Raw genomic sequence first — 24012 nt, 5'->3', positions numbered from 1 at the left:
AACAAATGGATTCGACCTCGAGGATGCGGATAGAACAGCAGACCGCCACGGAAGCTCTCCTTTCAGAGCCCCGCCCTGGCTGTAGCGGAGGCACTCATCGCCACGGTGGAACACCCGGCCGCGAGGAACGCCCGTGGTCAGTACAGACGAAGAAACTGTCAATACTGACGGAGGAGAAAGCGAGCTTGATGAGCCGCTTATCGTTAAAGCGGACTGGGACGATGATGAGACAGACCGAGGGCGATTGCGTTGGTCCCGCTCGGTGATGGGTCCTAAGACCCACACCAATACACCGATAAAGCATATGACAGATGGTATGACTCCAATCTATCCTATACCTCCCAGATTGTCTACCACGAGGAACACGACCACCCTAGCATCTATACCAACGACAGGGACGGCAACCCACTCAAAATGCTTGACGTCGACGGGGGCACAGCACAAAATAGCCTCACGTAGGAAAAAGGTTGACAGGTTCCGAATCGAAGACACAGATGCAATCTTTGACCCCCACGGATAGCAGACTATGCGGTCTACGCTAATAAATTCGATACCTTACAGGATGCAATAGACGCTGCTGATGCCGGAAACGAGCAGGTCGTCATGGTCCAACGAGACGAGTTTAACCCCGTTACTATCCCGTCGGGGATCGCCCTGGTCGGACACGATAACTGGCTGACCCGGATCGACTCCGACGATGCATCAACGCCCGCCGTCGAATTGACAGGCGATCGGGCCTGTATTGAGAACGTACGCCTCAACAATACTGCTGGCGGCCCAGCGCTCGAAAATACCTCATCTGTCCAATATGGCACACTCATCCAAAATTGTCGATTCGAGGCAGATGACGTTCTCGGGGACGGCAACGTCTTTGAGTACAATCAAATTTCAGACAACTACTTTAGTGGAAATGGTCTCACACTTGGGGTCGAAGCGTCCGAAAAATGCTGTGACCGGTAACACACCAATCGGGGCAGCAACAGATAATGGATCAGACAACGAATGAGCTGCTAATCCGAACGTTATAATCTGATAAATACGCGTGATACTGTCTCGGGAAATAGTTATACGATTGGGAAAAAAGAGGTCAACCATGGCTAATCGATTTGTTAAAACAGTGTACCATGCAATGTCAAAAGTTGGGGCACATCACACCGCCTGGGACTCATGGCTGAATCTCCAGGAAGCTGTAAAGCCAGACCGTCAATTGTCTATCGAAGATCGTACGTTCCAGTTTTCGAGCCACTCATTACCCGAAGATGAGTATCTAAAACCGGAGTTAGAGGTGCTGGAAGACCTGGTTGGCAATATCGAACGTGGCGATGTGTTTTTTGACGTCGGAGCCGATAAGGGACTTTATACAGTCCCAGTGTCTGCACAACCAGATGTCGCGGCTGTAGCGTTTGAACCTCATCCTGTCCGGCAAAATGCTCTCCGGAGGAACCTAAATCAGAACGACGTCTCTGCAAGTATCCAAACAGTGGCACTATCCGATGAGGCACGGACCGCGGAGTTCAATTACCGGATTAGCCAAGAGACTGGATCAGGCGACTTTGAGGCGCAATTGATTCCTGGAGACCGACTGATCCAAGAGCAGGATATTGAGGCCCCGTCCGTGATAAAAATCGATGTCGAAGGTGCGGAGTTAGACGTTTTACGCGGCCTTAGCAGCACTATAAAGTCCGACAGATGTCGTCTGATATATGTCGAGTTGCATAATCGGATCAGCGATTACGGAGGGTCGTGGGACGAGCTCAAGCAATTACTACGAGATTCTGGGTTCCAGATCGAACGAGTCACCGAACGGCACGGTGAGGACTTCACGCAGCCGTATCTCAAAGGCGTCAAAACACCTGATTAGTATTGATCTGCAGTGATCACTTCGCTGGTATAGGTAACAAATGGATTCGACCTCGAGGATGCGGATAGAACAGCAGACCGCCACGGAAGCTCTCCTTTCAGAGCCCCGCCCTGGCTGTAGCGGAGGCACTCATCGCCACGGTGGAACACCCGGCCGCGAGGAACGCTCGTGGTCAGTACAGAGCGGATAGCCTACACCCATCCTCCCGGGACGGTCTCTGTTATCTCACGGGTGCGCTCGTACGCACGGCCGATCGCCCGCACAGCTGCGACGACGTCGCCCGGTTGTGGATTTTCCAGTTGGCTGTAGACGAGGAGGCCGAAAGTGCGTTCGTGACCGAAAAAGTCGCTGTCACTCGTGAAGATCACCCAGTCGATTCGGGACGCGAAGTCGACGATCTCGTCGTCCGGAGCGTCGTATGCAGAGATGTCCTCGACGCGGGGGACCGTGACACCCCTCGGCCCGTTCGAACGCTAGGACGTACTTACTGGCGACGTTCTGATCGCAGCAGATCCGCATTACTCGGGCTGGGGGCTCTGCTAACGGATCGCCCGACGACGAGTCTCGTGCTGGGCTCGGAGCGTCTCCACCAGCTCGGGGGTCCTCGTAGTACTCGAGGGCCGCCTCCGCCTTTGCCCGGTCGAGGTCGAACTCTTGAACGACGTCCTCAACCGATTGCCCGTGGCGGTGGACGAACTCGCCGACCTCCAGCACGCCGACGCGGGTGCCCTTGACGCGGGGCTTCCCGTGGAGCACGTCAGGCGACTCAACGATCCGGACAGTCGTGCTCATGGACGTGGAATTGTGCGGATTCGCTGATAAGGGTTTGACGGGAGGAATCGGAGTTCGTGCGATCACTACCGTTCGATCATTCGGTCCACCAACGGTGCGACGTTCTCGGCGTAGAACTCTTTGTCCTTGTCCTCAAAGCCGAAGAGGACCATCGCAGTTGCGAAGACGATTAGTCCCGACGCGGACCCGATGAACAACAGCGGATAGCCTGAGAGGGCAAACGTCCAAGCGGTCATCGCCGGGGCGGAGATAATCCCCGCGCCGATCGGCTTCAGGAACGAACTGGAGTACGGCGTTATTCCCTCCAGGTACCAGACTTCGATGACTCGGACTACGTTGATGGCAATGAGCGAACCGGCAGTCGCGACTGCAACTCCAACAAAGCCGAACTGGAGGATGAAGAGGTAGTTCAGAATGAGGTTTGAAAGGCCTAGGGTCCACTGGTTCGCGAGATTAACGTACTGGTGGTCGGTCATCATCAACAGGAAACCGCTCGGCCCAACAGCACAGTTCGTAAACTGGGCCACCGCGAAAAGAATCAGCACTGACGAACCGCCGGAGAAACCGTCGCCGAATATCTGCAGAGCCTCGTGGCTGAACACCACGAGTGCGAGCGCGGGTGGAATGACGATGGTGAACGTCCAGCGGGTGATGGTCTGGAAGACATCCTCGAGTTCATCCCGTTCGCCATTCGAGTGGAGGTTCGATGCGATCGGAGGGAACAGCTGATTTATCCCCGATAGCGGGAGTGTCAAGAAAGAACTCAACAGGATCGAGACACGATAAATTCCGACTGACGACCCAGACAGAAAGAGGCCGACCATCAAGATGTCGACCCGGGTGTAGAGCTTTCTACCGAGATCCTTCAGCGTGAGTGGCAGCGAAAAGTTGTAGAACTCCCGGACGCTTCCGCTGGAACGGGCCCCCGTCGGACGGATATCTGTCTGCGAGTACAGGATTGAGAGCGCAACGCTCACAGTAAGCACCGCTCCGATCGCTGTTGCTGCAACTACACCGACCAACGAGTAGCCGAGTGCAAACGCGAAACCGACGGCAATAATCCGGAGTACCGGTTCAGTGAAATCTTTTATAATAATTTGGAAATCGAGGCGTTCAAGCCCGCGGAAAATGGCATTGGTCAGATTGATAGCCGTGTTGAACGGGAGGGCAATCGCAAAGATGCGGAGGGCGACGACAAGCTCAGATTGTCCAAGGGTGAGTTCGTTAATCAACGGAGCGAATACGAAGATAACCCCACCGATGAGTACGCTAGAGACCAGCGCCGTGAGATAGGCCATGGCAGTGATCCAGTTCTGTCGTGCCGGATCATCCACGTTCGCGGGGAGGAATCGCAGGATAGACTTCCCCGTCCCGAGCCGGGCGAGCACCATAAAAAATCCGGCGAGGGTGTTGGCGTAGGTGTACACCCCATACAGTGCGGAACCGAGCATCCGAGTTAGCAACAGGTTGAGCACAAACTTCAGGAGATTCGATGCGATCTTTCCGCCAAAGTGAAGCGACGCGCCCTGGGAGATAACACGCAGTGAGCGACCGCCATCGGTCTCTCCCTCCGGCGGGTGATCAGTTGATTCTACCATGGATCGTCTGTCCGTAGATAACTGTCGCAATTACTGGTCTATGTACCCGAGATCGACCAGGCGATCAGAAACGGTGGCTGACGGTTCGGAATCGTGATCGTGGGGGGTCGTAGTTTCGCTCTTGACCGTCTTCCGTTCGTCTCCCTCAATCACCAGCCACGGGACTTTCCGAAGTTCGTCGGCGTACACTCCAACCGGGTGCCCGTACTTGGGATTGCCGAAGGGTAGTACTCGTTCGCCGACGAAGTTTCCGTGATCGGAGGTGACAACTGTCTTCTCGGGAAACTCATCAACGAGGGGCTCGACGTGGCCTAGGGCAATTTCGAGCGTCTCGTTGTAGGCGTCCCAGACGAGTTCCTCATCGACCTTGCCGTTTTCCAGCAGCTCCCATACCGTTGGATCGTCTCGCTTGGCCGCCTTACCCTGTGCCTTCCTGTACGTCAACTCAAATCCAGAGTGCGCCCCGAGTTCGTCGGCGGCATCGCCGATGAACGGGTAATGAGGTTGCATAAAGTGTGAGATAATTCGCTTCTCGGGGTACTCGCGATATGCTTCGAGCGTCCTCGAAGCCATCTGTTCTGGATAGACGGTTCGCCACTCTTCGTCCCACTCATCCTTCCAAACGTCGACGACATCATGGAAGACGTTCTCTAGGCCCCTGGTCCGATACATCGGGTTGGCAGTCACGTAAACAGTGTCGTGATGTATTTCGCCATCGAAGTTCGCTGTCAGAAATTCCGGAGTCGCAGATCCGCGGGAGGTTCGAACCTGTAGTTCTCCGGGAATTGTGTTGTGGCGCTTGAACTGGTCGTACCGACAAGCATCCAAGATGATGATATTATCCCAATCTTCGTCCATCAACCGAAGCTTGGGCGCCGACGGAGTGTAACGGAATTTCAGATATTGTTTTGCAGGACTTCGAATCAGATACGGAATCGCCTGTCGCCGCCACCAAAACGGGTCGTGAAAGTTCTCTCTCAAAGATCCAAGCTTACTCATATTGATCCCATTCGGATCATGATGTAAAGGTCTTCCATTCTACAATGTACATTCGGGTTTCATCAAAGACTGGGTTGGCTTAATACTCACCACCGAGAGTAAGAGCGCGTAGTCACTTTGCTGTCCAGAACCGAACTGTTGGGTGAGGATAGGCTTCGTCACTAGCCCTCACAATATGAGAGCGATTTTCGCCCCAAATGCCGACGGGAAACTGCGAAGAATGCGACCGCTCATTGATTCCAGATTCCAGGGTCACCACTAAAGGACAAAAGGTTCCTGATTCAGCAGCTATTCAGTACATATCCCAGGGGCGTTGAACCCCGAGACGGTGGTGGATTTCAAACGCATGAATTCAGGCGTCTAAACAAGGCCGACAAAAGTCGTCCCGGAATGAGATAGATGAGGCCGAAGACGATTGGAGTCGTCACGGCAGCCGTCACGCAGACCCGTACAAGCCGGATATCTCGCAACGGGTCAAACTCGGTATCGTCCAGTTGATTCTATATCGTGCGGTTGGCAGACGGAGCATAGGAGACCGTCAGCGCCTCAAGCGAGGGATCCATGAAGTACAAATCCGGGAACGGGCGCTGGGGATTCAATACCCGGTTTTGCCATGCCCTATTGTCCGGCAAGACCTTCCATACCTCCTCGCTTCCGGTATTGGGAACGTCGTAGTCAAGCGAGGCACATCAGTCCACGGCATCGTCGTGGGCATCAGTAGCGATCGATTCGCCACTTGTGGAAAGGTTGGAATCGCAGAAGACCTCAGAGATACGCCTATCTCGAAAACGCCAAGCCATGACCGAGGGTCGGAGTCCCAAGAGGATCGAGACGAGACGCGACCGCTCCTTGGCGCTCGTTCGGTAGTCCACGACCTCAACTTCGGCGTCCCACACTGACGTCAGTGCGCGTTGGAGCGAGCGGGCCTGAGGAGTGCCCCTCGGTTCTCGTTGTTATGAAAGGTCACGATACCTAAACGGGTCACACTCTCCGATTATTCTATAGGAAATATAAGCTTGTGGTATTCCGGTAGTAATCAAGCCAGAGCGGCATCCCCTCCGAGAGTTGGCCGGATTTGAGGCAGTTCGCACATCAATGAGTGGAGATTACTGAGCAACGGTAACCAAAGGGGGAGAACTACTGGTGTGGCCATTGGCATTGGGCCGTATAATCGTTCATGAATGGATCCGTCAGATTGAAACGCCCTTGAAGATGGACTTGATTAAAGTAGAGAACTAGCTGGACATGGAACGGGAACACCGAACTGAAACTATCCGCGAAGAGAACCCCCTGGTTTCGGTGGTCGTACCCACTTACCGTCGCAACGACCACCTGCGCCAGTGTCTAGAAGCCGTCCACGAGCAAACGTACGACGAGGTAGACGTTATAGTGGTAGACGACTCAGGAGACGAGCACGCCAGCGGTGTCGTCTCTTCATTCGACGATGTCGAGTACATATCGCTCTCGGAGAACAGCGGGCCCACGGCCGCACGTAATATAGGCATCAAGGCCGCGGAGGGCGCCTACGTGCAGCTCCTTGATGACGACGATTACCTGCGCAGAGAGAAACTCGAGCGCCAAGTCAATGTTCTTGATGACGAAGAGGACGTCGGAGTAGCATACTGCGGATTTACCTACGGCAAAAGAAACGTGAGACCCCCAGAAAAAGGTCGCGGGGACGTCCTACAAACAGTCCTCGAGCATAATCTGCCGGAGTGCGTTACGTCCGGAATGCTAATCGAAGCAGCGCAACTCGAGACAATCCACCCCCTCCCGCAAACCCCAGGCTCAGACGATACGTACTGGAAGATCGAACTCGCCCAGCGAACCGAATTTGAATACATCGACGACATCCTCCTAGACCGCCAGCAACCAGACGATAGTCGTAGCGGCTCTTGGGGCGCTGTCGAGGGGACTTACGACACGCTTGAACGATACGAGGATCTCTACGAGGAGTTCCCAGATGACGTGCGACAGCGAGCCCGCGCTCATGCAATGCGCCGCGAGGCGAATTACCTCGCGGAGAACAACTTTTGGTCCGGGCGTGCAATCACACTCGCGGTGCGATCACTTCAGGTGGATCCCGATCCAGTTCCGGTCCACTACGCGTTGCCGGTTGCCTACTCCTTCGGGCGTCTCTCGTGGGCGCCTTCGCGTCTGCTCTTCCGGAAGCTGTTGCAGTGAATCGGCGATCAGTGGAAGATTGAACTAGTTTGCGAGGATGGTGCCTACCAAGTTACTCGAACGGCCCATGAGTAATAGCATCCGAGAATGGCTACCGCAGCGTGGCCATATCTCCAGTTGTCAAGTCAGTGCCTCGTCGAGTAGTTCACTGTGTAGCGTAACGAGTTCCTCGCAGACCGCCGGTATGGTGAACTGATCAGCATACTTGACGATCGCATCACGTGACCAATCACGCTCAAGACCACGCTCAACGGCGCTCAAAAAGACACCTCGGTCCGTCGGATCATCAAAAAGGATTCCAACATCGTCAGATGAGATGACGGTCTCACTACCGTCGTTTCGCGCCGCGACCACCGGAGTCCCACAGGCCAGGGCTTCCAACTGCACAACCCCGAAGCTCTCTGCGTGACTCGGGAATACGAATAGATCTGCAGCACTCAGCCAATAGCGCAACTCATCGTCGGGCACGTACCCAAGCAACCGAAGCCGATCCTTGACCTCGAGCTCGGCCGCAAGCTTACGATATTCCCGTTGCTTTGGTCCGTGGCCGCCTATCGCGTATGTTATCTCCCGGTCTTCGGTGAGATCTGGAAGCAGCGAGATCGCATGATGGAACCCTTTCCGTTCAATAAGATCGCCAAGTGAGAACAGTAGATCGTCATCGGGGTCGATACCCAGGTGTCGGCGAGCCTTCCTACGGGGAATCGGCTCAAACCGGTCAACGTCGTAGCCATTAGGAATCACGACTACATTGTCGTTGAATTGCTCCAGTGTCCCGACATTGGCATCGCTAACACGCACAATCCGATCCGCGCTGCGCCACGCGTCGTACAGATCTTCATTGTCCCACTCTAGGTGACTGTTGAGGAGGTTTGGGTTCTCGTGGACCGTAAGAACATGGGGAGCATCGTGGCGCTCTGCGATGCACTGACCAACGTAACCGGCCGTCCAGGTGAGGTGGCTATGAATCAAGTCGAAATCAATCCCGCGTTCTTCAATCACGTCCTTGACCGCGTCGTTGTGACGCGACCCCAAACGGCGACGACTGGATTGCGTCGGGAAGTAGAATAACCCGATAGGGATGACAGTCACGTTCTCGGGCTGATTTTCGCGATTGAGCCTTGTATCAATGCTATGACGTTTAAGATAGTTGATTGGGACATACCGTGAAAGCGTCGCGAACCGATTATATCGTAGCAAGACAGTGACGGAGTCGTAGTACCCGGCCAACTCATCAACCTGATCTTTTACGAAGCGGTTGTAATGGTGGGATACGATGAGAAGACGATGGTCGGAGAGGTTCGCCATCAACCAGTAAAAAACATGAATTGATGAAAAATATTGCGAATATCCGATTGCATCTGTGTAGCCTAATTTCATATTTTAGACGGTTACTGAAAGAAACTAGTTTATATAGATATTATTATCGGAAAAAAAAAAAACATACCTCAGCATCTCGGTACAGGTTGAATTCGTTAGGCCCCATGAGAGGTTGCAGCAGAAGCGTGCATGAACCGCAAAATCACTGGATCTAGATCAGAGTAGAAGGAAACGAAACAGTTTCACAGGGGCGACCTTAATCTGGCGTCACCTCATGGGAATCTACATATCGCACTGTACAGATTTATGAGTCTCTCTCAATTAGTGGGTAAGAACGAAACGTACTCAGATTGGGTTCTTGAGTTACTGAATCGCCTTTTGCCTACATTATTGATATCGGCGTGCGTCTTCGGTACTGCCCTTGCTTACGGTATTGGTCAACCCGATTTAGCGACGAAGGGGATTCTCACGGTTGGTATCCCCTTCTTGCTGTCTAGTGCTTTGATGGTCTGGTGGCGTGGTAGGGCCGATTTAATAGAAACAGGACTAAAGACCAGACTCTTCAAATTTGGATCATCTCGGCGATTGACTCAGGCATCCAGAATCCTGTTCTCCCTCTCGTTTTCGGTATCAGTCATTATTTGGAATCTATTCAGTACACGCCCCCCACTATTCTTTATTGCACTGGGGATCTGTTACTTGCTTTTATTTATAATGGTAAATAATGGCGAGCGAGTGCCTGTCGTTCTCATTCTAACAATATTTACACACCTATTGTCGGTGTACTCTGTCACACTCAAGTATTCCTTTTACATAGGTCAATCCGACCTCCTCTTCCATCTCCGTGCTTCACGATATGTGTACGAGAATGGAGAAGCCTTCCACGGACTAATCAGGTCCTATCAATCATTCCCACTCTTCCACGTTGCCATTGCCTCCTTCGCGAAGGTATTCGGAATCAGTGTAGAACTTGCGTGGGCAATTACCTCACCAATCATCTTTTCAGCTACTATCTTCCTAACATACTGTATCGCTCAATACTTCTTCAAAGATGCGAAGTACGGATTATACTCTGCTACAATATACTCACTCCTCCCGACAGTCGTATTCTACAATCAGTACTTCGTGACCCGAGTGGCTGGATTCGTAGCATTCGCCTTCATCTTCTACTTCTCCATCCGGAGTCGATCGGACCTGCGTTTTCTCCCAATATCGATCGTGATGGCGTTGTACATGTTACTTGTTCATCAAGTATCCTACCCCCAGGCCATGGTAATATTTACTTTATTCGTGTTGTCCGCGGGCTTTGTCAGAGGACGGATCAACAAGAGAACAACCTACTTTCTGACCACTCTCGCGATCCTCTTCATCGGATACTGGGTATTCGTTGCGAACCAATTTACCGAGTTTCTAATTCTCACACGGGTCCAAGGGGTGATGAGTCCAACCAGCACGACACTCCCTGAAGTTGGATCCGATTTCCACCATCCAGGGTACTATACGTATATTTACATTCTGGCGACTCTTTCGCTCGTCTCGGTCCACTATCTCCTTCGAGATACGACCAAGGGCCCGCTGAGAGGGCTAGGAATTTTCATGCTCCTATTGGCCCCTCTGTATATTCCGAATCCTCTCCACACATTTTGGATCACGCGTGACCTCTTCCGAGTAGATAGATTCGCACTTCTCCTTTCCCCCATTCTTGCGATTTTACTAGCGACTGGGATACAGATTGGTGTAGGAGCGCTCAAAGATAGCCGGTTCCGTCCAATACCTGCCTGCATCGTGATCTTGCTGATTTTCACCTCCATCACTGCTGGGACCGCAGCTCCTGTGGCGGCCGACGTGGACCAGTTCAGTTGGACTGGACCAAGGGCCCACCTCACCGAATCCGAGGAGAGTGCATTAACCTACGCCGATCAATCACTTCCCATTGACGATCAAGTGTTGGCGGATAGGGATTCCGCAAGATATTTGAATGAATACCGTACAGGGACCGAACCTGACTCCATGAGGAATCGGGCAAACATCTTCACAAGAAACCTTACGTCAGCACGTGATAGCCCCATTCTATTAAGAAGTGATCAGTTTGAAACCGGCGGAATAACAGTAGGAAAGGGAATTAAGTTCGCAGTTGACCACTCAAACTACCCTTACTTCCAACGTAACTTGAGCATGTCCCGAACCAAAGTCTACGACTCAGGAACAGTTCAGATTTATGGTTGATGAAGGAGCAGGGATGAAGTAGCAAGTTCGTATCCTCAAATTAGGAGATAAAATACAGATGCTGGGGGGCATCAATGATCCAGGTCTTCAACTTCTTGGAGGATGAACTCTGTCGTATTGATTTTTTCTTGAAGGATTACGTCTCGACGCTCCGCCCACTCCTCGGAGTCAGTCTTGAGAACTTCTGTTATCCGTTCAAGAGCACGTTCATGGCGTCGGTCGCCAGAAAATGTAAACACCAGCCCGTACTTCTCCTCAAGCTCGTCGGTGTAACCCCGACGTGTCGAAGAGACGAACACGGCGGGAGTTCCCAGGACAGCGCTCTCTGTTGCCATGGTTGCGCTCTCTCCAATAAAGATATCTGCATAGTACAATAAATGATGAATCTGATGTACAGGAATATCGGCTTGATATTGCTCCAAATGTTCAGGTAGATCGTTTTCTGAAGTAATGACTGGAGTCACACCGACAGACTCCAAGAGTGAAATTAGTTCATCAGGATCATTGAACCCACCATGCCCCACATCATGTACGGCATCCCAAGCCACGAGTCGAATCACTGCAAATCGTCCAGAAGTGAGCGAATGCTGCTTTAAGATACTCGAATCGGGCTCAAAGTGGTCGGGGTGGAGATATGCCAGTTCATGATAGCCGGGATATCGGACTTGGGATTCTCCAAGATCCAACGAGAAGCATTCCGGGGTATAGATCACGTCAGAGAAAGGATTAGCAGTTCGCCGGACGAACGCCGGTTTGTCCTCTGTGTCGTCGAAGACAAGATGAGGGATCCCGAGGAGACATGCTGCGTGAGATGCTGCCGGATTAAATCTACTGACAACTACGTCAGGATCTTCAGAGCGATAGAATTGGGCAGTCCTGATCTCTCTGAGTGGCCATTCTAATAAAAGAGGGAGTGTGCCATCACGGCGTTTCGATAGAACTGAATGCTCAATGTTGTAGTGATCCAATAATTCAGTGGTTAGATCTTTCTCGCGGGACGCAACCACGATCTCGTGACCCCGATTCTGTAATTCGTCAATCGAATTCCGAAACAGATGCACGTGCGCCGGATGAGTGAGATCAAAGAGAATCTTCATACGTACCCGAGATCCTTGAGGCGCTCCTCAATAACGTCGGAGTCCTCTTCACTCGCGGTAGTTTCGTCCTCTGAAGCGGTTTCAGCCGAGATGTGTTTCCTTGAATCAGATTCAATTTCTAGCCAAGGAACGGCGATGAGGTCTTCTGCGTGGATCCCTGTCGGATGACCATATAATTCGATATTGAGGGGAGTTGCGACCTCTCCTAGCATATTACCGTGATCAGAGGTGATGACCGTCTTACCCTCGAATTTTGAGATATTGCTTCCAATATCCGATAATACGAGTTCCAAATTTTCTATGTAGGCATCCCAGACAGCGTCTTCGGGTAATTCCCCATTTTTCAAGCGATCCCAAACTGTGAGACCTTCACGAGAGACATCCTCGTCACTCGCTAGTCGTTTGGATAGTTCGAATCCGGAATGATCCCCGAGATCTTCAGAGTGTTTCTCTCCGATGAATGGATAGTGAGGCTGCATATAGTGGACGATTATGCGTTTATTCGGGTACCGTTCTTGAACCTCGAAGGCCCGTTTCGTCACGAACTGTGGCTCAACGGTCCCGAGCTCATCGTGCCAGTCCGATTTCCAAACGTTCACAACATCGTGAAAGATGTCTGTGTCGAGTCGGAGATTCACCTGAGGGTTTGAAGTCACATAAACCGTATCCGGGAAATCTCCGTTTCGAAACGTTCGTTGGAGAAATTCCGGTGTTGCAGATCCCAGAGAGTTCTTCTGCGTGAGATCCCCATCGATCGTACATGTGGATTCGAACATGTCGTAGCGGCAAGCGTCGAGAATCAGGAGGGTATCCCAATCCTCCTCCATGAAGTCCTCCCCGTCAGGACCGAAGTAGCGGTAATAGGGTTTCAGAACTCCAGCAAGAGCTGTTCGCCGGGCAAAAGGAATCGCTGACTCCTTCCACCACGTTAGATCGTCCCAATTGTCCCTAGCAACGCGGAGAGCAAGTCCAATATCCATCAGATTAGTCCCTCTTCTGCACTTCCTTACTTTCGTTGACTTGCATGTCGAACAGCATCGCGAACATCAGGAACATGCTCCCGATTGAGAACACGAGCAGACTCGTCGATGCACGGATGAACAGTGGGTTCCCCTCGACGATCTTCGTGTAAATCGACCACCCGCCACCGAGCACGCCGAACAGCGCCATCGCCGCCCCGAAGATGTAGAACAGCGCCAGGGGGTGGAAGTCCAACACGAGATACTTCGTCTTGAGCCGCCACAGGAAGTTCCGCAGGAGCATCCCCGAGACCTTCCGGATGTACGTCGTGTAGTTGATGGAGGACTCCTCCTCGCCGTACGTGGCCGGCACGGCGACGTCTGCGACGCGCATCCCCTTGGCGTTGAGCTTCACGAGCAGGTCGTTGCAGTACCCGTAGTACTCGTACATCGCCTCGATGCCGACGTTGTCCAGGGCGTAGTTCGAGATCGCCGTGTAGCCGTTCTGGGGATCCATCGTCTTCCAGTAGCCGCTGGCGATCTTCGTGAGGAAGGTGAGGATCGAGTTGCCCAGAAAGCGGAACTTCGGCATCTCCTGGCGGTACTCCCTGTACAGCAGGCGGTTGGCCTTCGCGTAGTCGGCCTCGTCGTCGACGATGGGATCGAGGAGCTTGGGCATGTACTCGGGATCCATCTGCCCGTCGCCGTCCATCGTGACCGTGACGTCGGCGCCGTCCTGCAGGGCGGCGAGGTAGCCCGTCTTGATCGCCCCGCCGGCGCCGAGGTTCTCACGGTGCTCGATGGGAAGCACGCGCCCGATGGGGTCGTGGACCCTCGCGCGCTGGCTCAGCATGCCGCCGCCGTCGGCCGCGATCTCCTGGGAGTCCTCGGGAGTGGGAACCTCTGTGTCCGGCATCGGCATCTCCCGCTGGTCCTCCTCTGCGACGGTCAGGACCTCCTCCCAGGTGTCGTCAGTCGAGCAGTCGTCGACGACGTAGATCCGGTCGACGTAGCCGGGCATGGTGCGGATCACGTCCCCGATGAGCCCCTCTTCGTTGTAGGCCGGAACGACGACGCCGACGGTGTGGTCCCTGTACATGGTCAGACTCGTTCGTACGTAACCTCCTCGTGCTCGGCAAGGCGCCCGTTAAGCTCGCCCATCACGTCTACCACCAGCGGATCGTCCGTCATACGATGGGCGGCCTCCGTGTAGTCGATTTCGAGGAACGACTCGTGAGGCGTCGCGAGCAATACGCCGTCAACGTCTTGGAAGGACAACTTCGCCTGGACGTCGATGCCGAATTCCTCGCGCATGGCGTCGTCCTCGGCGTAGGGGTCGTACCCGACGACGTCGACGCCGTAGGACTGGAGCTTCTCGATCGTCGAGCCGACGACCGAGGACCTGATATCACCGACGCCAGGTTTGTACGCCATGCCGAGCACGAGAACTGTGCTGTCCCGGAGGACTTTCCCGCAGTCGTTCAGTCCCCGCAGCGTCAACTCTGCGACGTGTTCGGGCATGTACTCGTTGACCTCCCGGCCGGTCTCGATGAGCTTCGGCGTGAAGCCGTTGCGTTCGGCCTCGTAGATCATGAAGAAGGGATCCACGGGGATGCAGTGCCCCCCGACAAGCCCCGGCTGGTAGTCATGGAAGTTCCACTTCGTGCCGGCGGCGTCGAGCACGTCGTGGGTGTCCAGCCCGAGGTTGTTGCACGCGATGGCGAGCTCGTTGACCAGCGCGATGTTGAGGTCCCGCTGAATGTTCTCGATGCACTTGGCCGCCTCAGCGACCTCGATCTCGGGCGCACGATGCACGCCAGCGTCGATGATCGTCTCGTACAGCGATGCAACGTCCTCAAGCACCTCCTCGTTCTGTCCGCTGACAATCTTGACTACGTCCCGAAGACCGTGCTCGTCGTCGCCAGGGACCATCCGTTCGGGTGAATAGCCGACGTAGAAGTCGTCACCGCAGGTCAAACCCGAATGCTCCTCGATCTGGGGCGCGAGAATTTCTCGCGTTGCCCCCGGGTAGACGGTTGACTCGAGAATGACGGTCGTTCTTGGGAGAATCTGCTCCCCGATTGCCTTTCCCGCGCTTTCTACGTATGCTAGATTGGGATTTTCGAGATCGTCGACCGGGGTCGGTACGGCAACGATGACGTAATCTGTTCCCCGGAGTGCACTCACATCGGTCGTAAACTGCACTCCGCTCTCCGCGATCGCCTCGTCGCCGAGATCTCCTGTTGGATCTGTCCCCGATTCGAGTGTTCCGATCCGCCGGTCGTCCACGTCGAACCCGGCTACGTCCAATCCGGCGTCGTCGAATGCCACGGTCAGCGGCAAGCCGACGTACCCGAGTCCTACCACTACCATGGAGCGCTCGGTGTAGTCCTCACCGGCTACCTCAGCGCTGGCGTCGAATGTACTCGTCACGGGCGGATCAGGATTGATTTATTATTCATTACTAGATACGTATATTGCCAACGATATGAGGCCGATTATCTGTTTTTGGTTCCCAGTTCAATTGCCCCACGACCCAATTTGCTCGTGACTGAATTAGGATGGATCTTATTGCTTAAAGGTTGCGGCCTGCTTCAAAGAAGTGTTGTTACGTATATTCTAACTCCAAAGAACTCATCCCAGTAGTTCAGATATGGGAACGTGTATCGGCGTTATTGTTGGATAATATCCAACAAATTGAATAATTGAATGCTGGTAATAATTATGATAAATTATTGATAGTAGATGATGGAAAACCAAACTACCGGAGCTATCTACGCCCCTCCCAGCTGTAGTTCGTCGTGATCTTCACTGTCTGACGATGCCCAGTCCAAACCCCGCTGGATCACCCTGAAGAGGCCTTGTAGCGGAGGCGGTTTCCCACATTATGTGAGAACAATTAACGGAACTTGGAGCGGGTCAAAAGTGGTCTCCAATGAAGTCCCGCGCCAACTGAACCATATGAGGTGGCCAGCATTCTCAAATCTCCTCATTGGCTGTTGATCCGTCGGAATTCTTTGGGGCCGTTGACAAAGCGTCCTCTGGTGATCAGTGTTGCTCTTTCACAAAGCAATACCCCGGTTCGTATTCGGAACAAGCGGCGTCCACGGCCCCTTCGGCACCGACGTGACGACGGCCCTCGCTGTGTCCCTCTGCCAGGGGTCGCCAGCGATGCCGATCGGGTCGTCCTTGTCAGAAATCCGTAAAGGACCGGCGACCTCATAGCCGACGATGTCACGGCGGATGCCCGCGAGTGCGGCGCGGATGTCGTCAACGTGGGCAACGGCGCCGGGGAGCTTGCCGTGGGTGCCCTGGGGGATAACTTTGCTGTTCCGTCCATGGCCTCACGAGCAGCCCGACGGCCACTTCCCGAGCTGCCCCAGTAAGCCGACTGAGGGGTACTGGACCTGCTGCAGACGGTCGTCGGCGCGACCGACGTGGACTTCGGGATCGCCCATGACCGTGACTCTGATCGGCTGATGGCGGTTGACGCAACCGGCGCGTTCGTCGTTGACCCGCTGCTGGGGTGCTTCACTACCGACGCCTCGCTCACGCGCACCGCGTGGACGACGTGTTCGTCGCCGAGCAGGCAACCGAGTCGGACGACGCCTGTGGCGATGAGCCCAGTGGCGCGTGGATCCGGCCCGACCAGACGCTATATCCGGCCGGCCCGCTCGCCGCCTGCAAACTTTCGGCGCTGGTCGACGGGATCGAGCAGTACCCGATCCACCGTGGCAGCCTGGAGGTCGCCGAGAGGACCGCGACGATGGGCGCGTGAAGGCCAGCGCGGGCGACGCCCACGCGGACTCGACGCCACCAACGGCGTCCATGATTCTCTCAAGGACGGCTGGTTCCTTGTGCGAGCCAGCGACACCAGTCGCTGATCCGGTCACTGCGGAGGCCCGCGATCCGGACCGAGCCGACGATCTTCTGCCCCAGCGGCGTTTCTGGCCCTGCGATCGAGTCATTGACTGAACATGAACGATATTGATGACTAATTCGACGAACTACCTTTTCCAGGCCTGGGGGGTCGACGATCGAAACTCGCTGTTCACGACGCCGCATATTCTCTGTTCGCTTGGGGAACGGGACACTCTCCACTGGATGCCACGACGCGCTACTCACGTACTACATCAAGACGCAGTAGTTGGACGGCCAGTATATCGCACAGCTTCGATCCGGACAGGTACACGATTGACCGATGTGGCTGGGACCGAACCAGCGATCTCGGCCAATATGAGGGCGGCAGTTGAACGAAACCGCCGCCCGGGCGTCATGCAATACTAGCTGCAGTACCAAGAGTGTGATTTTCGACCACCCACATTTCACATTGCCCAACTTTTGTCTTGGAATTATTGTGATATGCGGTGTATGGGCACTTCTTATTTGTATGCGGGAGAATGTATATGAGCAAGGATCGATTTCATAATGTCGAGCACGCCAACGCTTGCATTCCATCCTAATCCACAGCAGGATGCGCTCCTCCGGACACGCTCCGGTGCCGCAACCCTGGTACAATAGTACGTAGATCAGTGCGTGACGCCGGCACGCACGACCGTTGGCTGTGCCAGCAGAGTCCGCGACCAACGAGTGGCCTCACCGATCACACCATGACAACGAACACCATTTGTGAAGACAATACCAGGGGCGAACCGGACGTACTGAACGATAGCTTCGAGGAGACGGACCGTGAGACCATCCTCGATCTCGAGGAGTGCGCCATCTACAGTGTCGAGCGAGCGTGCACGGCCTGTGGATCGACGATGATCGGACTTGATAATACGGGATCGCTGCCCCGAACGGCCGACGACCTCGCGTCCGAGTCTACCAACTCTACTGTAGCCTTTATGATGAACCGCGGCAAATCGGGTATCGGTCGCTAATGCTGCTCGGCGAGCAGGTCGAAGCATCAGACCGGAACGCAGCGCCAAACCTGATGTACGACGCTGTCAACCGCGGCTGCAACGACATGGAGAATGGTCGAGCGAAGCGAACTCAAGAAGAGCTGTTCGACACGCTGTTGGGCTAACGCTCCCCGCAGTTCGTTTCTTTTCGAGGCCGGTAACGTAGCACGTGGAGCTTCAAGTGGTTCGCGTACTGCTCGGCGGGGTGAGAGCGAGGCCCGTTGCACTGCCGAAGACACGCGCCCGACACCGACCCATCCGAACCCCCGCGAGCACACGGCACCACTCGATGACGATGAGGTGATCGAGCGGGCCAGATCGGCCGCGAACGGCCGGAAGTTCCGTCGATGTTGAATGGGCAGACATCGGGCTATGCGAGCCACTCGGAGGCCGAAATGGGCTGTGTTGGCTCCTGGCGTTCTGGACACAGGGCGAGGAAACAAAGCTGGATCGACTTTTCCAGCAGTCCGGGCTCGTCCGGCCGAAGTGTGAGGAGATCCACTACGCCGACGGAGCGACCTATGGCGAGCGCACGATCGAGCGAGCGATCGAGACGACTGCCGAGTGTTCTGAGCCCTCGACCGAGCCGCACGAACCAGTGACGGGCGATGGGATGTCGTCCACAACTACGGACCCTGCTCCCGCCGACCGGAGTACTGCCCAATTCGATGAGGAAAGCGGGCTTCTCCGCGAATGGGCCGAGCGTCTGGAGTCCGAACTCCAGTTTTCGTGCCGACCTGATCGCCGAACTCGCTGGCCTCATCCTCCCGAATCCCGATCGGAGCGCTCGATCCACGCATCGAACCCGTCGTGGCCGTCGTATACAGTCGTCGGCGGGTAGAAGGATCCATCGTGGGCAGCCCGGTGGCAGGTCGCACAAAGCGTCGCCAGATTCTCGTCGCGGTTCGTGCCACCGGCTGCGATAGGAACGATGTGGTGCACTGTCAACCCCTCCGGCTCGCCACAGCGGAGACAGTCCCCATCACGCTCGACGATACGCTCTCGCGTTCCGGGGGAGACTTTCTCGTTCTGGGCCGTCTGCGACCAGTCCTTCTCGATGGCAGTCTCGCTCGCCTCGTCGTACGTGAATCGTCGTGCGTGACCGACCGAGCAGCCGACGACGTCGGCGATGGCTTGTGACCTGGCGCCCTTTGCCAGTTCGAGGAGTTCCAGGATCTCCGCTGTGGCGGTCCCACTAGCTTCGACCTCGCTGTCGTAGAGCTGCTCGAGTTCCTCAAGCGACGTCTCGGTCTCCGCGTCATTTTGTCGTCCGTTCTCCCCGATCGTGGCGAAGGTCGTCGACAAGTGCTCCGGGTTCCGTCGGAAGTACTGCTCGACGTGAGCGGAAATTCCGACTCCGAACTCGACGGCGATCGGAAACTCATCGGCGACGGCAGTGCGCACGTCTCGCAACGACGCCAGCTCCGTGATGTCGACGTCGTCCAGAAACCGTTCCAGCAGCGCTTCGTTGATCGTCTCGGCGGCGTCGTCACCGATATACCGGTACCCGTCCACGATACAGGGAACCCCACCAACGACCGAGACGGTGGGCGCTGCTGTGGTATGGGACCGGTGATACGGGTCGTAGGTCCAGTTGGCGGCTTGCCAGCACGCTCTTGGATCACCGGTTTCGTAGGCTGTCGCCAGATCGAGAATGTTCGTCTCCCCGACGAACCGACCGATCGCCGATCCCTCGACGACATCGACGAGTGTCTCGGCGTCCGACCGCGTCGGTGCAAACAGCACGATTCCCTCACCGTCGTACTGTTCGACGAGGAGTTCGATCCGGAACTCGTTCTTCTGGGCGATCGCAGCTTCGATCGTCTCAGCGACTGCTGACTCATCGACCCGTGGATCGTACTCGCTGTAGTCGAACGTCGTCACGTCACTGGCGAGATAGCACGCAAAGCACAGCGGCTGCGGGAGTTGCTGGCTGCGATATCGCGTGACGAGAAATTCGTCGAGTGAGTCACCGCAGCCCGCACAGTCCATATGGTCACTCGACGGCGGTCAGCCTTAGTGCTATCTTTGAGCAGCGAGCGAATCCCGCCGTTCACGGCGGGTGTGAATCGCGTCACTTGACCACACGATCCACCGCCGATGGCAACCTGGATATTCGACGCGAATCCACATTATTAAGTAACCACACTGACATAGTCTATATGTGGCGATTGAGGTCTCGCATACCTACGTTGGTTCCATCCAGAACCACCGGCAGGTCTCCGAAGGTCTAGATTCGCTTGGAGATTCCGCCTCGAAAATCTGGAACGTCGCACGCTGGACAGCCGACCGCATCTGGAACGAAACCGGCGAAATCCCTGATGAGGGCGTGCTGAAAGCGTACATGAAGAACCAATCGTGCTGGAAAGATTTGAATGCCCAATCCAGTCAGAAAGTCATCGAAGAACTTTCCGACGCTTTCCAGTCGTGGTTCGACCTGCAACACAAAGACTCAAAGGCGAATCCGCCCGGCTACCGCAAACACGGCGATACCCGGCCTCGTAGCACGGTCACGTTCAAAGCGGACGGCTTCAAGCACGACCCAGAGAACAACCGTGTTCGACTCAGCAAAGGCTCGAACCACAAAGAAAACTGGTCGGACTTCATCCTCTGCGAGTACCAGACCCGTCCGGACGTTAACCTTTCAGAGGTCAACACGGTGCAAAACGTTCGGGCGGTCTGGAACGGGGACGAGTGGGAGCTGCACTTCGTCTGCAAAGTCGAGCTGGAAACCGCCGACTCGGCAGGTGACGAAGTTGCGGGGATAGACCTCGGCATCACGAACATCGCCACGGTCGCGTTCCCCGACGAATACGTCCTCTACCCCGGCAACTCTCTCAAGGAGGACAAACACTACTTCACCCGAGCCGAGTACGACACCGAGGGTGAGAACGGTCCCTCGGAGCAGTCGATGTGGGCGCGTCGGAAACTCGCAGACCGCGAGACGCACTTCTACCACACGCTGACGGACACCATCATCACGGAGTGTGTCGAACGCGGTGTTGGCACGCTCGCGGTGAGTTGGCCCGAAGACGTGCGTGAGTCGGATTGGGGCCAGACCGGGAACAAGAAGCTGCACTCGTGGGCGTTCGATCGTATCTACCAGTACCTCGAATACAAAGGCGAGATGCGTGGCGTCGAGGTGCTCAAAGAAAACGAGTGGGACACCAGTAAGACGTGTTCACGGTGTGGTGATGACACGAAGTCGAACCGTGTCGAACGTGGCCTCTACGTCTGCTCGTCGTGTGAAATGGTAGCCAACGCGGATTGCAACGGGGCAGAGAACATGCGCCAGAAGATAACTCCGAGTCCGCACGGCGCGGATAGGAGTAACGGCTGTGTGGCACAGCCATCGACACACCTGTTCGACCGCGAGAGCGGGGCGTTTCGAACGAGAGAACAAGTCGTGTCGTAGACCGACAAATATCCCATCCTGCGGTACGGGAAGCCTCGCCGTTTACGGCGAGGAGGATGTCACACGATGATATGATCCATGAAGAGGTGAGTGGAGATTCCATTCACCGGCAAGAGCGCCGTGGACTCACCGACGCTGTGGAATCGCTGGAGGAGGCACGAGATCCACAGACTCACGGCATCCGCCGCGCTCGCGATCTGATCTACGAAGCCGATGGTGAAGATCGGCCGCTCGAACTCGGGCAGATCGATTGATCTGTGAGCACGAGTCGTTCGACGGTCGGGTCTCCAACGCAACGCCTCCTCGATCGGCGGCGAGCACCGACGCCACACATGCCAGCGCTGGAGGCACCTACTGTTTTCCGGGTCGTGCCCGATATCCAGTTGCATGAGATTCTTTGCGTTCTCTGACTGGCGGACACAGTCTATCGACACGCTGTTCGAACTCATCGATGGTCTCGAGGAGCCCGTCGATTTCATCATCTATGCCGGTGACGACGTCGGCCGGTTCGAAGACGACGATCGGAACGTGTTCGCGGAACTCGCCCAACAGACCCGTCGAGGGAAACTCCTGGCCGTCATTGGAAACGACGACCTCGAGTACATCCGTGACGTGCTGGATGCCCCAGGTGTGATCGATCTCCACAGAGAGTCGATTTTCACGAACAACTACGTTTTCCTGGGCCAAGAGGGAGCAGTCGAGGGAGGGCCAGGCTACGTTCTCTACTCCGAGCCGGAAATCCGACAGAATCTCTCAAACCAATATGATGGTCACGAAGAGAAGATTCCGATCCTGGTTTCCCATACGCCCCCTGACGGGGTACTCGACATCGCACGGCGCTTCGGGCAACGACACATCGGCTCTACGGGAGTTCGTGAGTTCGTGGAGCAGGAGTCGCCAGCGCTGACGGTCTGTGGCCACTGTCATCAGTTCGGTGGGCGAAGTGAAACGATCGACGGGTCGACCGTCATCAACGTCGCCTCCCACGATCACGACGGGGCAAAAGGACGCTACGCGATCATCGAGCTGGAGAATCCCGGCATCGAGTATCGTCTGGAGACGACCGACAGTGGCATCGATCACGACCTCCTGACGCTCTCACAGGTCGGCTCCCGGAGAATCAGGCAGTTCGAGGAAGCGGATATTACGGCGCTTGCGGAGATCACAGAAGAGGCTCGCGAGGCGCTCCTGACGCTTCCAGGTGTCTACGAGTGGCATGTCGACATGTGGATCAAAGAGGCCCGTGCAATTCAGGAAGACGAGTTTCGCGTGACCGATCCGGCTGAATTTGCATTTCTTCAGGACGATGCCGTGTTGATCGACATCGAAACGGATCTCGAACAGCAACATATCTGGTTGATCGGAATCTACAATTTGAGCAGCGGGGAGTTCCACCAGATCTTCGAACCCGACGATGAAGTAGCGTTGCTTGAAGCGTTCATCCAGCACCTCAGTCGACTTGATACGCCACCCGTTATTTACTACGGGAACAACCGATTCGACGAGGACTGTCTGCGCCAGCGGCTGACCGCTCACGGGTTCGAATCTGAAACACATCTACTGGCGGAGTCTTATGACCTAGGGATCCGGGTTCACAACCACCTCCTCGGTGACTTCAACGGAACCAGCTTAGATGTGATTGCAAAGCGGATTGCCGACTTTGAGTACGAATATCCGGATATCGACGGATTCATCGTGGGACACCGGTTCACGAAGTACCTTCTTGATGGCACCGAACCCGAGTGGGAAGACCTCCGCGGGTACAATCGCGACGACGTACTTGCGATGCGGGCGGTCGTTCGAGAACTTCGGGAATTGATCGATACCGCCGAATAGGAGCACAGCGGTAGGCGGAGGGGCCACGGCTAGCGAGCGCTCTGACAGCGGTGAGCCTACTCTAGGCCATGCTACACCCCGTGCCTTGGAGTTCAACGCCGAGGGGAAAATACGTCTAATTCTGCTTATCATTGGCAGAAAGCATTTAACTAAGGATTTTCCAAGTTCTTGTTAGGACGCCAACATAGCATCCATCCCAGAACCACACCCGGATGCTCATCCCAGGCTGAATCCAGGTACCATACTCCCCGGTACTACTGTATGCGGTCGTGCGCGGCACGGGCGCGCACCTCTTGGTTTTCCTGTGGAGAGACATCCACGACAGCGGCTGCGACAGAACAATGCCAGAAGCATTCACCACTCACGGCCTTGACGGCGAAGACGTATCGTGCGAGGACCACACGGAGCAGACAGAACGGGTCGACGTGCTGGAGCTTGATGATTGCACGCTCTACTGGGAACAAACCTCTTGCGAGAACTGCCCACTCGAGAAAACAGGCTACTACCTCGAAGGAACGCGGCCCCAGACCGCGAAAGAACTCGCAGAGTTCGTCTACGAACTCTACGAGGACCTGTACAGGGAACCACGGTCGATCGCGTACCCTGCCCTGATGGAGCCCACCCACGACCTCGATGAGATGAAGACCGTTCCCGCGACGAACCTCCTCAGCAGCGCAGTGGATCTAGGCTGCCGAGACAAGGAAGCAGGTCGAGAAAAACGAACGTTCAATGAGGTGGTTGAGTACTTCAGCACCTAACATTACTCCTCGCGATCAGCGTTCTGTAACGGAGAAGGAACCTCTCTTTCTACGTGAATTGAA

General features: G+C 55.3%; 20 protein-coding genes and 1 pseudogene. 11 read left to right on the top strand and 10 right to left on the bottom strand.

Annotated elements, in window-relative coordinates:
* Window positions 1-1093 precede the first annotated feature (1093 nt).
* Complete coding sequence (locus MXF70_RS01830; protein WP_248516900.1) at window positions 1094-1861, top strand: FkbM family methyltransferase; 768 nt, start codon at window positions 1094-1096, stop codon at window positions 1859-1861.
* 191 nt (window positions 1862-2052) lie between these two features.
* On the opposite strand, the pseudogene MXF70_RS15380 reads toward MXF70_RS01830, so the two are convergent.
* From MXF70_RS15380 to MXF70_RS01820, 4 genes and pseudogenes are all read right to left on the bottom strand, one after another.
* Window positions 2053-2304, bottom strand: a pseudogene (locus tag MXF70_RS15380) (DUF5615 family PIN-like protein); the annotation flags it as partial.
* Window positions 2213-2653: a DUF433 domain-containing protein gene (locus MXF70_RS15375; protein ID WP_375140825.1), complete on the bottom strand. Its 441-nt coding sequence runs from the start codon at window positions 2651-2653 to the stop codon at window positions 2213-2215. The pseudogene MXF70_RS15380 and the gene MXF70_RS15375, both read right to left, overlap by 92 nt.
* 65 nt (window positions 2654-2718) lie before the next feature.
* A complete protein-coding gene (locus MXF70_RS01825) occupies window positions 2719-4251 on the bottom strand; it encodes a flippase (protein WP_248516899.1) in 1533 nt (510 codons plus the stop codon).
* Window positions 4252-4281: 30 nt separating this feature from the next.
* On the bottom strand, window positions 4282-5250 hold the full coding sequence (locus tag MXF70_RS01820) for a hypothetical protein (protein ID WP_248516898.1): 969 nt from the start codon (window positions 5248-5250) through the stop codon (window positions 4282-4284).
* A gap of 1245 nt (window positions 5251-6495) precedes the next feature.
* Here MXF70_RS01820 and MXF70_RS01815 point away from each other — a divergent pair.
* A complete protein-coding gene (locus tag MXF70_RS01815; protein WP_248516896.1) occupies window positions 6496-7434 on the top strand; it encodes a glycosyltransferase family 2 protein in 939 nt (312 codons plus the stop codon).
* A 120-nt stretch (window positions 7435-7554) separates the two neighbouring features.
* Here the strand turns inward: MXF70_RS01815 and MXF70_RS01810 are convergent, their stop codons facing one another.
* Complete coding sequence (locus tag MXF70_RS01810; protein WP_248516894.1) at window positions 7555-8742, bottom strand: glycosyltransferase; 1188 nt, start codon at window positions 8740-8742, stop codon at window positions 7555-7557.
* A 747-nt stretch (window positions 8743-9489) separates the two neighbouring features.
* On the opposite strand from MXF70_RS01810, the gene MXF70_RS01805 reads away from it, so the two are divergent.
* On the top strand, window positions 9490-10980 hold the full coding sequence (locus tag MXF70_RS01805) for a glycosyltransferase family protein (protein WP_248516893.1): 1491 nt from the start codon (window positions 9490-9492) through the stop codon (window positions 10978-10980).
* Between the two features lie 71 nt (window positions 10981-11051).
* Here MXF70_RS01805 and MXF70_RS01800 read toward each other — a convergent pair whose 3' ends face one another.
* From MXF70_RS01800 to MXF70_RS01785, 4 genes are read right to left on the bottom strand one after another with little or no spacing between them, the layout of a single operon-like run.
* Entirely contained in the window at window positions 11052-12077 is a 1026-nt protein-coding gene (locus tag MXF70_RS01800; protein WP_248516891.1) for a DUF354 domain-containing protein, read from the bottom strand.
* On the bottom strand, window positions 12074-13057 hold the full coding sequence (locus MXF70_RS01795; protein WP_248516889.1) for a hypothetical protein: 984 nt from the start codon (window positions 13055-13057) through the stop codon (window positions 12074-12076). The genes MXF70_RS01800 and MXF70_RS01795 overlap by 4 nt, the downstream gene beginning before the upstream one ends.
* Before the next feature lie 4 nt (window positions 13058-13061).
* Entirely contained in the window at window positions 13062-14135 is a 1074-nt protein-coding gene (locus MXF70_RS01790; RefSeq protein ID WP_248516887.1) for a glycosyltransferase family 2 protein, read from the bottom strand.
* A gap of 2 nt (window positions 14136-14137) precedes the next feature.
* Complete coding sequence (locus MXF70_RS01785) at window positions 14138-15409, bottom strand: nucleotide sugar dehydrogenase (RefSeq protein ID WP_248518348.1); 1272 nt, start codon at window positions 15407-15409, stop codon at window positions 14138-14140.
* A 1189-nt stretch (window positions 15410-16598) separates the two neighbouring features.
* Between MXF70_RS01785 and MXF70_RS01780 the strand changes: the two genes are divergently transcribed.
* The 4 genes from MXF70_RS01780 (at window position 16599) to MXF70_RS15370 (ending at window position 18781) form a co-directional block, all read left to right on the top strand.
* The gene (locus MXF70_RS01780) at window positions 16599-16814 is read left to right on the top strand and encodes a hypothetical protein (RefSeq protein WP_248516886.1); all 216 of its coding nucleotides are present in this window, start codon (window positions 16599-16601) and stop codon (window positions 16812-16814) included.
* A gap of 832 nt (window positions 16815-17646) precedes the next feature.
* Entirely contained in the window at window positions 17647-17919 is a 273-nt protein-coding gene (locus MXF70_RS01775) for a hypothetical protein (protein ID WP_248516885.1), read from the top strand.
* Window positions 17919-18065, top strand: a complete 147-nt coding sequence (locus MXF70_RS01770) for a hypothetical protein (protein ID WP_248516884.1) — start codon at window positions 17919-17921, stop codon at window positions 18063-18065. The genes MXF70_RS01775 and MXF70_RS01770 overlap by 1 nt, the downstream gene beginning before the upstream one ends.
* 239 nt (window positions 18066-18304) lie before the next feature.
* Window positions 18305-18781 carry a phage NrS-1 polymerase family protein gene (locus MXF70_RS15370; RefSeq protein WP_375140835.1) on the top strand — a complete coding sequence of 159 codons (477 nt, stop codon included), beginning with the start codon at window positions 18305-18307 and terminating at the stop codon, window positions 18779-18781.
* On the opposite strand, the gene MXF70_RS01765 is transcribed toward MXF70_RS15370, so the two are convergent.
* The gene (locus MXF70_RS01765) at window positions 18700-19932 is read right to left on the bottom strand and encodes an HNH endonuclease (protein WP_248516883.1); all 1233 of its coding nucleotides are present in this window, start codon (window positions 19930-19932) and stop codon (window positions 18700-18702) included. The genes MXF70_RS15370 and MXF70_RS01765 overlap by 82 nt on opposite strands.
* A 172-nt stretch (window positions 19933-20104) precedes the next feature.
* Here MXF70_RS01765 and MXF70_RS01760 point away from each other — a divergent pair, with 172 nt between their 5' ends.
* The 4 genes from MXF70_RS01760 (at window position 20105) to MXF70_RS01745 (ending at window position 23949) form a co-directional block, all read left to right on the top strand.
* Window positions 20105-21355, top strand: coding sequence for an RNA-guided endonuclease InsQ/TnpB family protein (locus tag MXF70_RS01760; RefSeq protein ID WP_248516882.1), 1251 nt, complete (start codon window positions 20105-20107; stop codon window positions 21353-21355).
* A 71-nt stretch (window positions 21356-21426) separates the two neighbouring features.
* Window positions 21427-21609 carry a hypothetical protein gene (locus MXF70_RS01755; protein ID WP_248516880.1) on the top strand — a complete coding sequence of 61 codons (183 nt, stop codon included), beginning with the start codon at window positions 21427-21429 and terminating at the stop codon, window positions 21607-21609.
* Between the two features lie 133 nt (window positions 21610-21742).
* A complete protein-coding gene (locus MXF70_RS01750) occupies window positions 21743-23191 on the top strand; it encodes a ribonuclease H-like domain-containing protein (protein ID WP_248516879.1) in 1449 nt (482 codons plus the stop codon).
* 341 nt (window positions 23192-23532) lie between these two features.
* Complete coding sequence (locus MXF70_RS01745) at window positions 23533-23949, top strand: hypothetical protein (protein ID WP_248516877.1); 417 nt, start codon at window positions 23533-23535, stop codon at window positions 23947-23949.
* Window positions 23950-24012 lie beyond the last annotated feature (63 nt).

The sequence above is a fragment of the Salinarchaeum laminariae genome (assembly GCF_023204835.1).
GTDB classification, from domain to species: Archaea; Halobacteriota; Halobacteria; order Halobacteriales; family Salinarchaeaceae; genus Salinarchaeum; species Salinarchaeum laminariae.
Note: the sequence above shows the minus strand (reverse complement) of the source record. Positions and strands in the feature narration are given on the sequence as shown.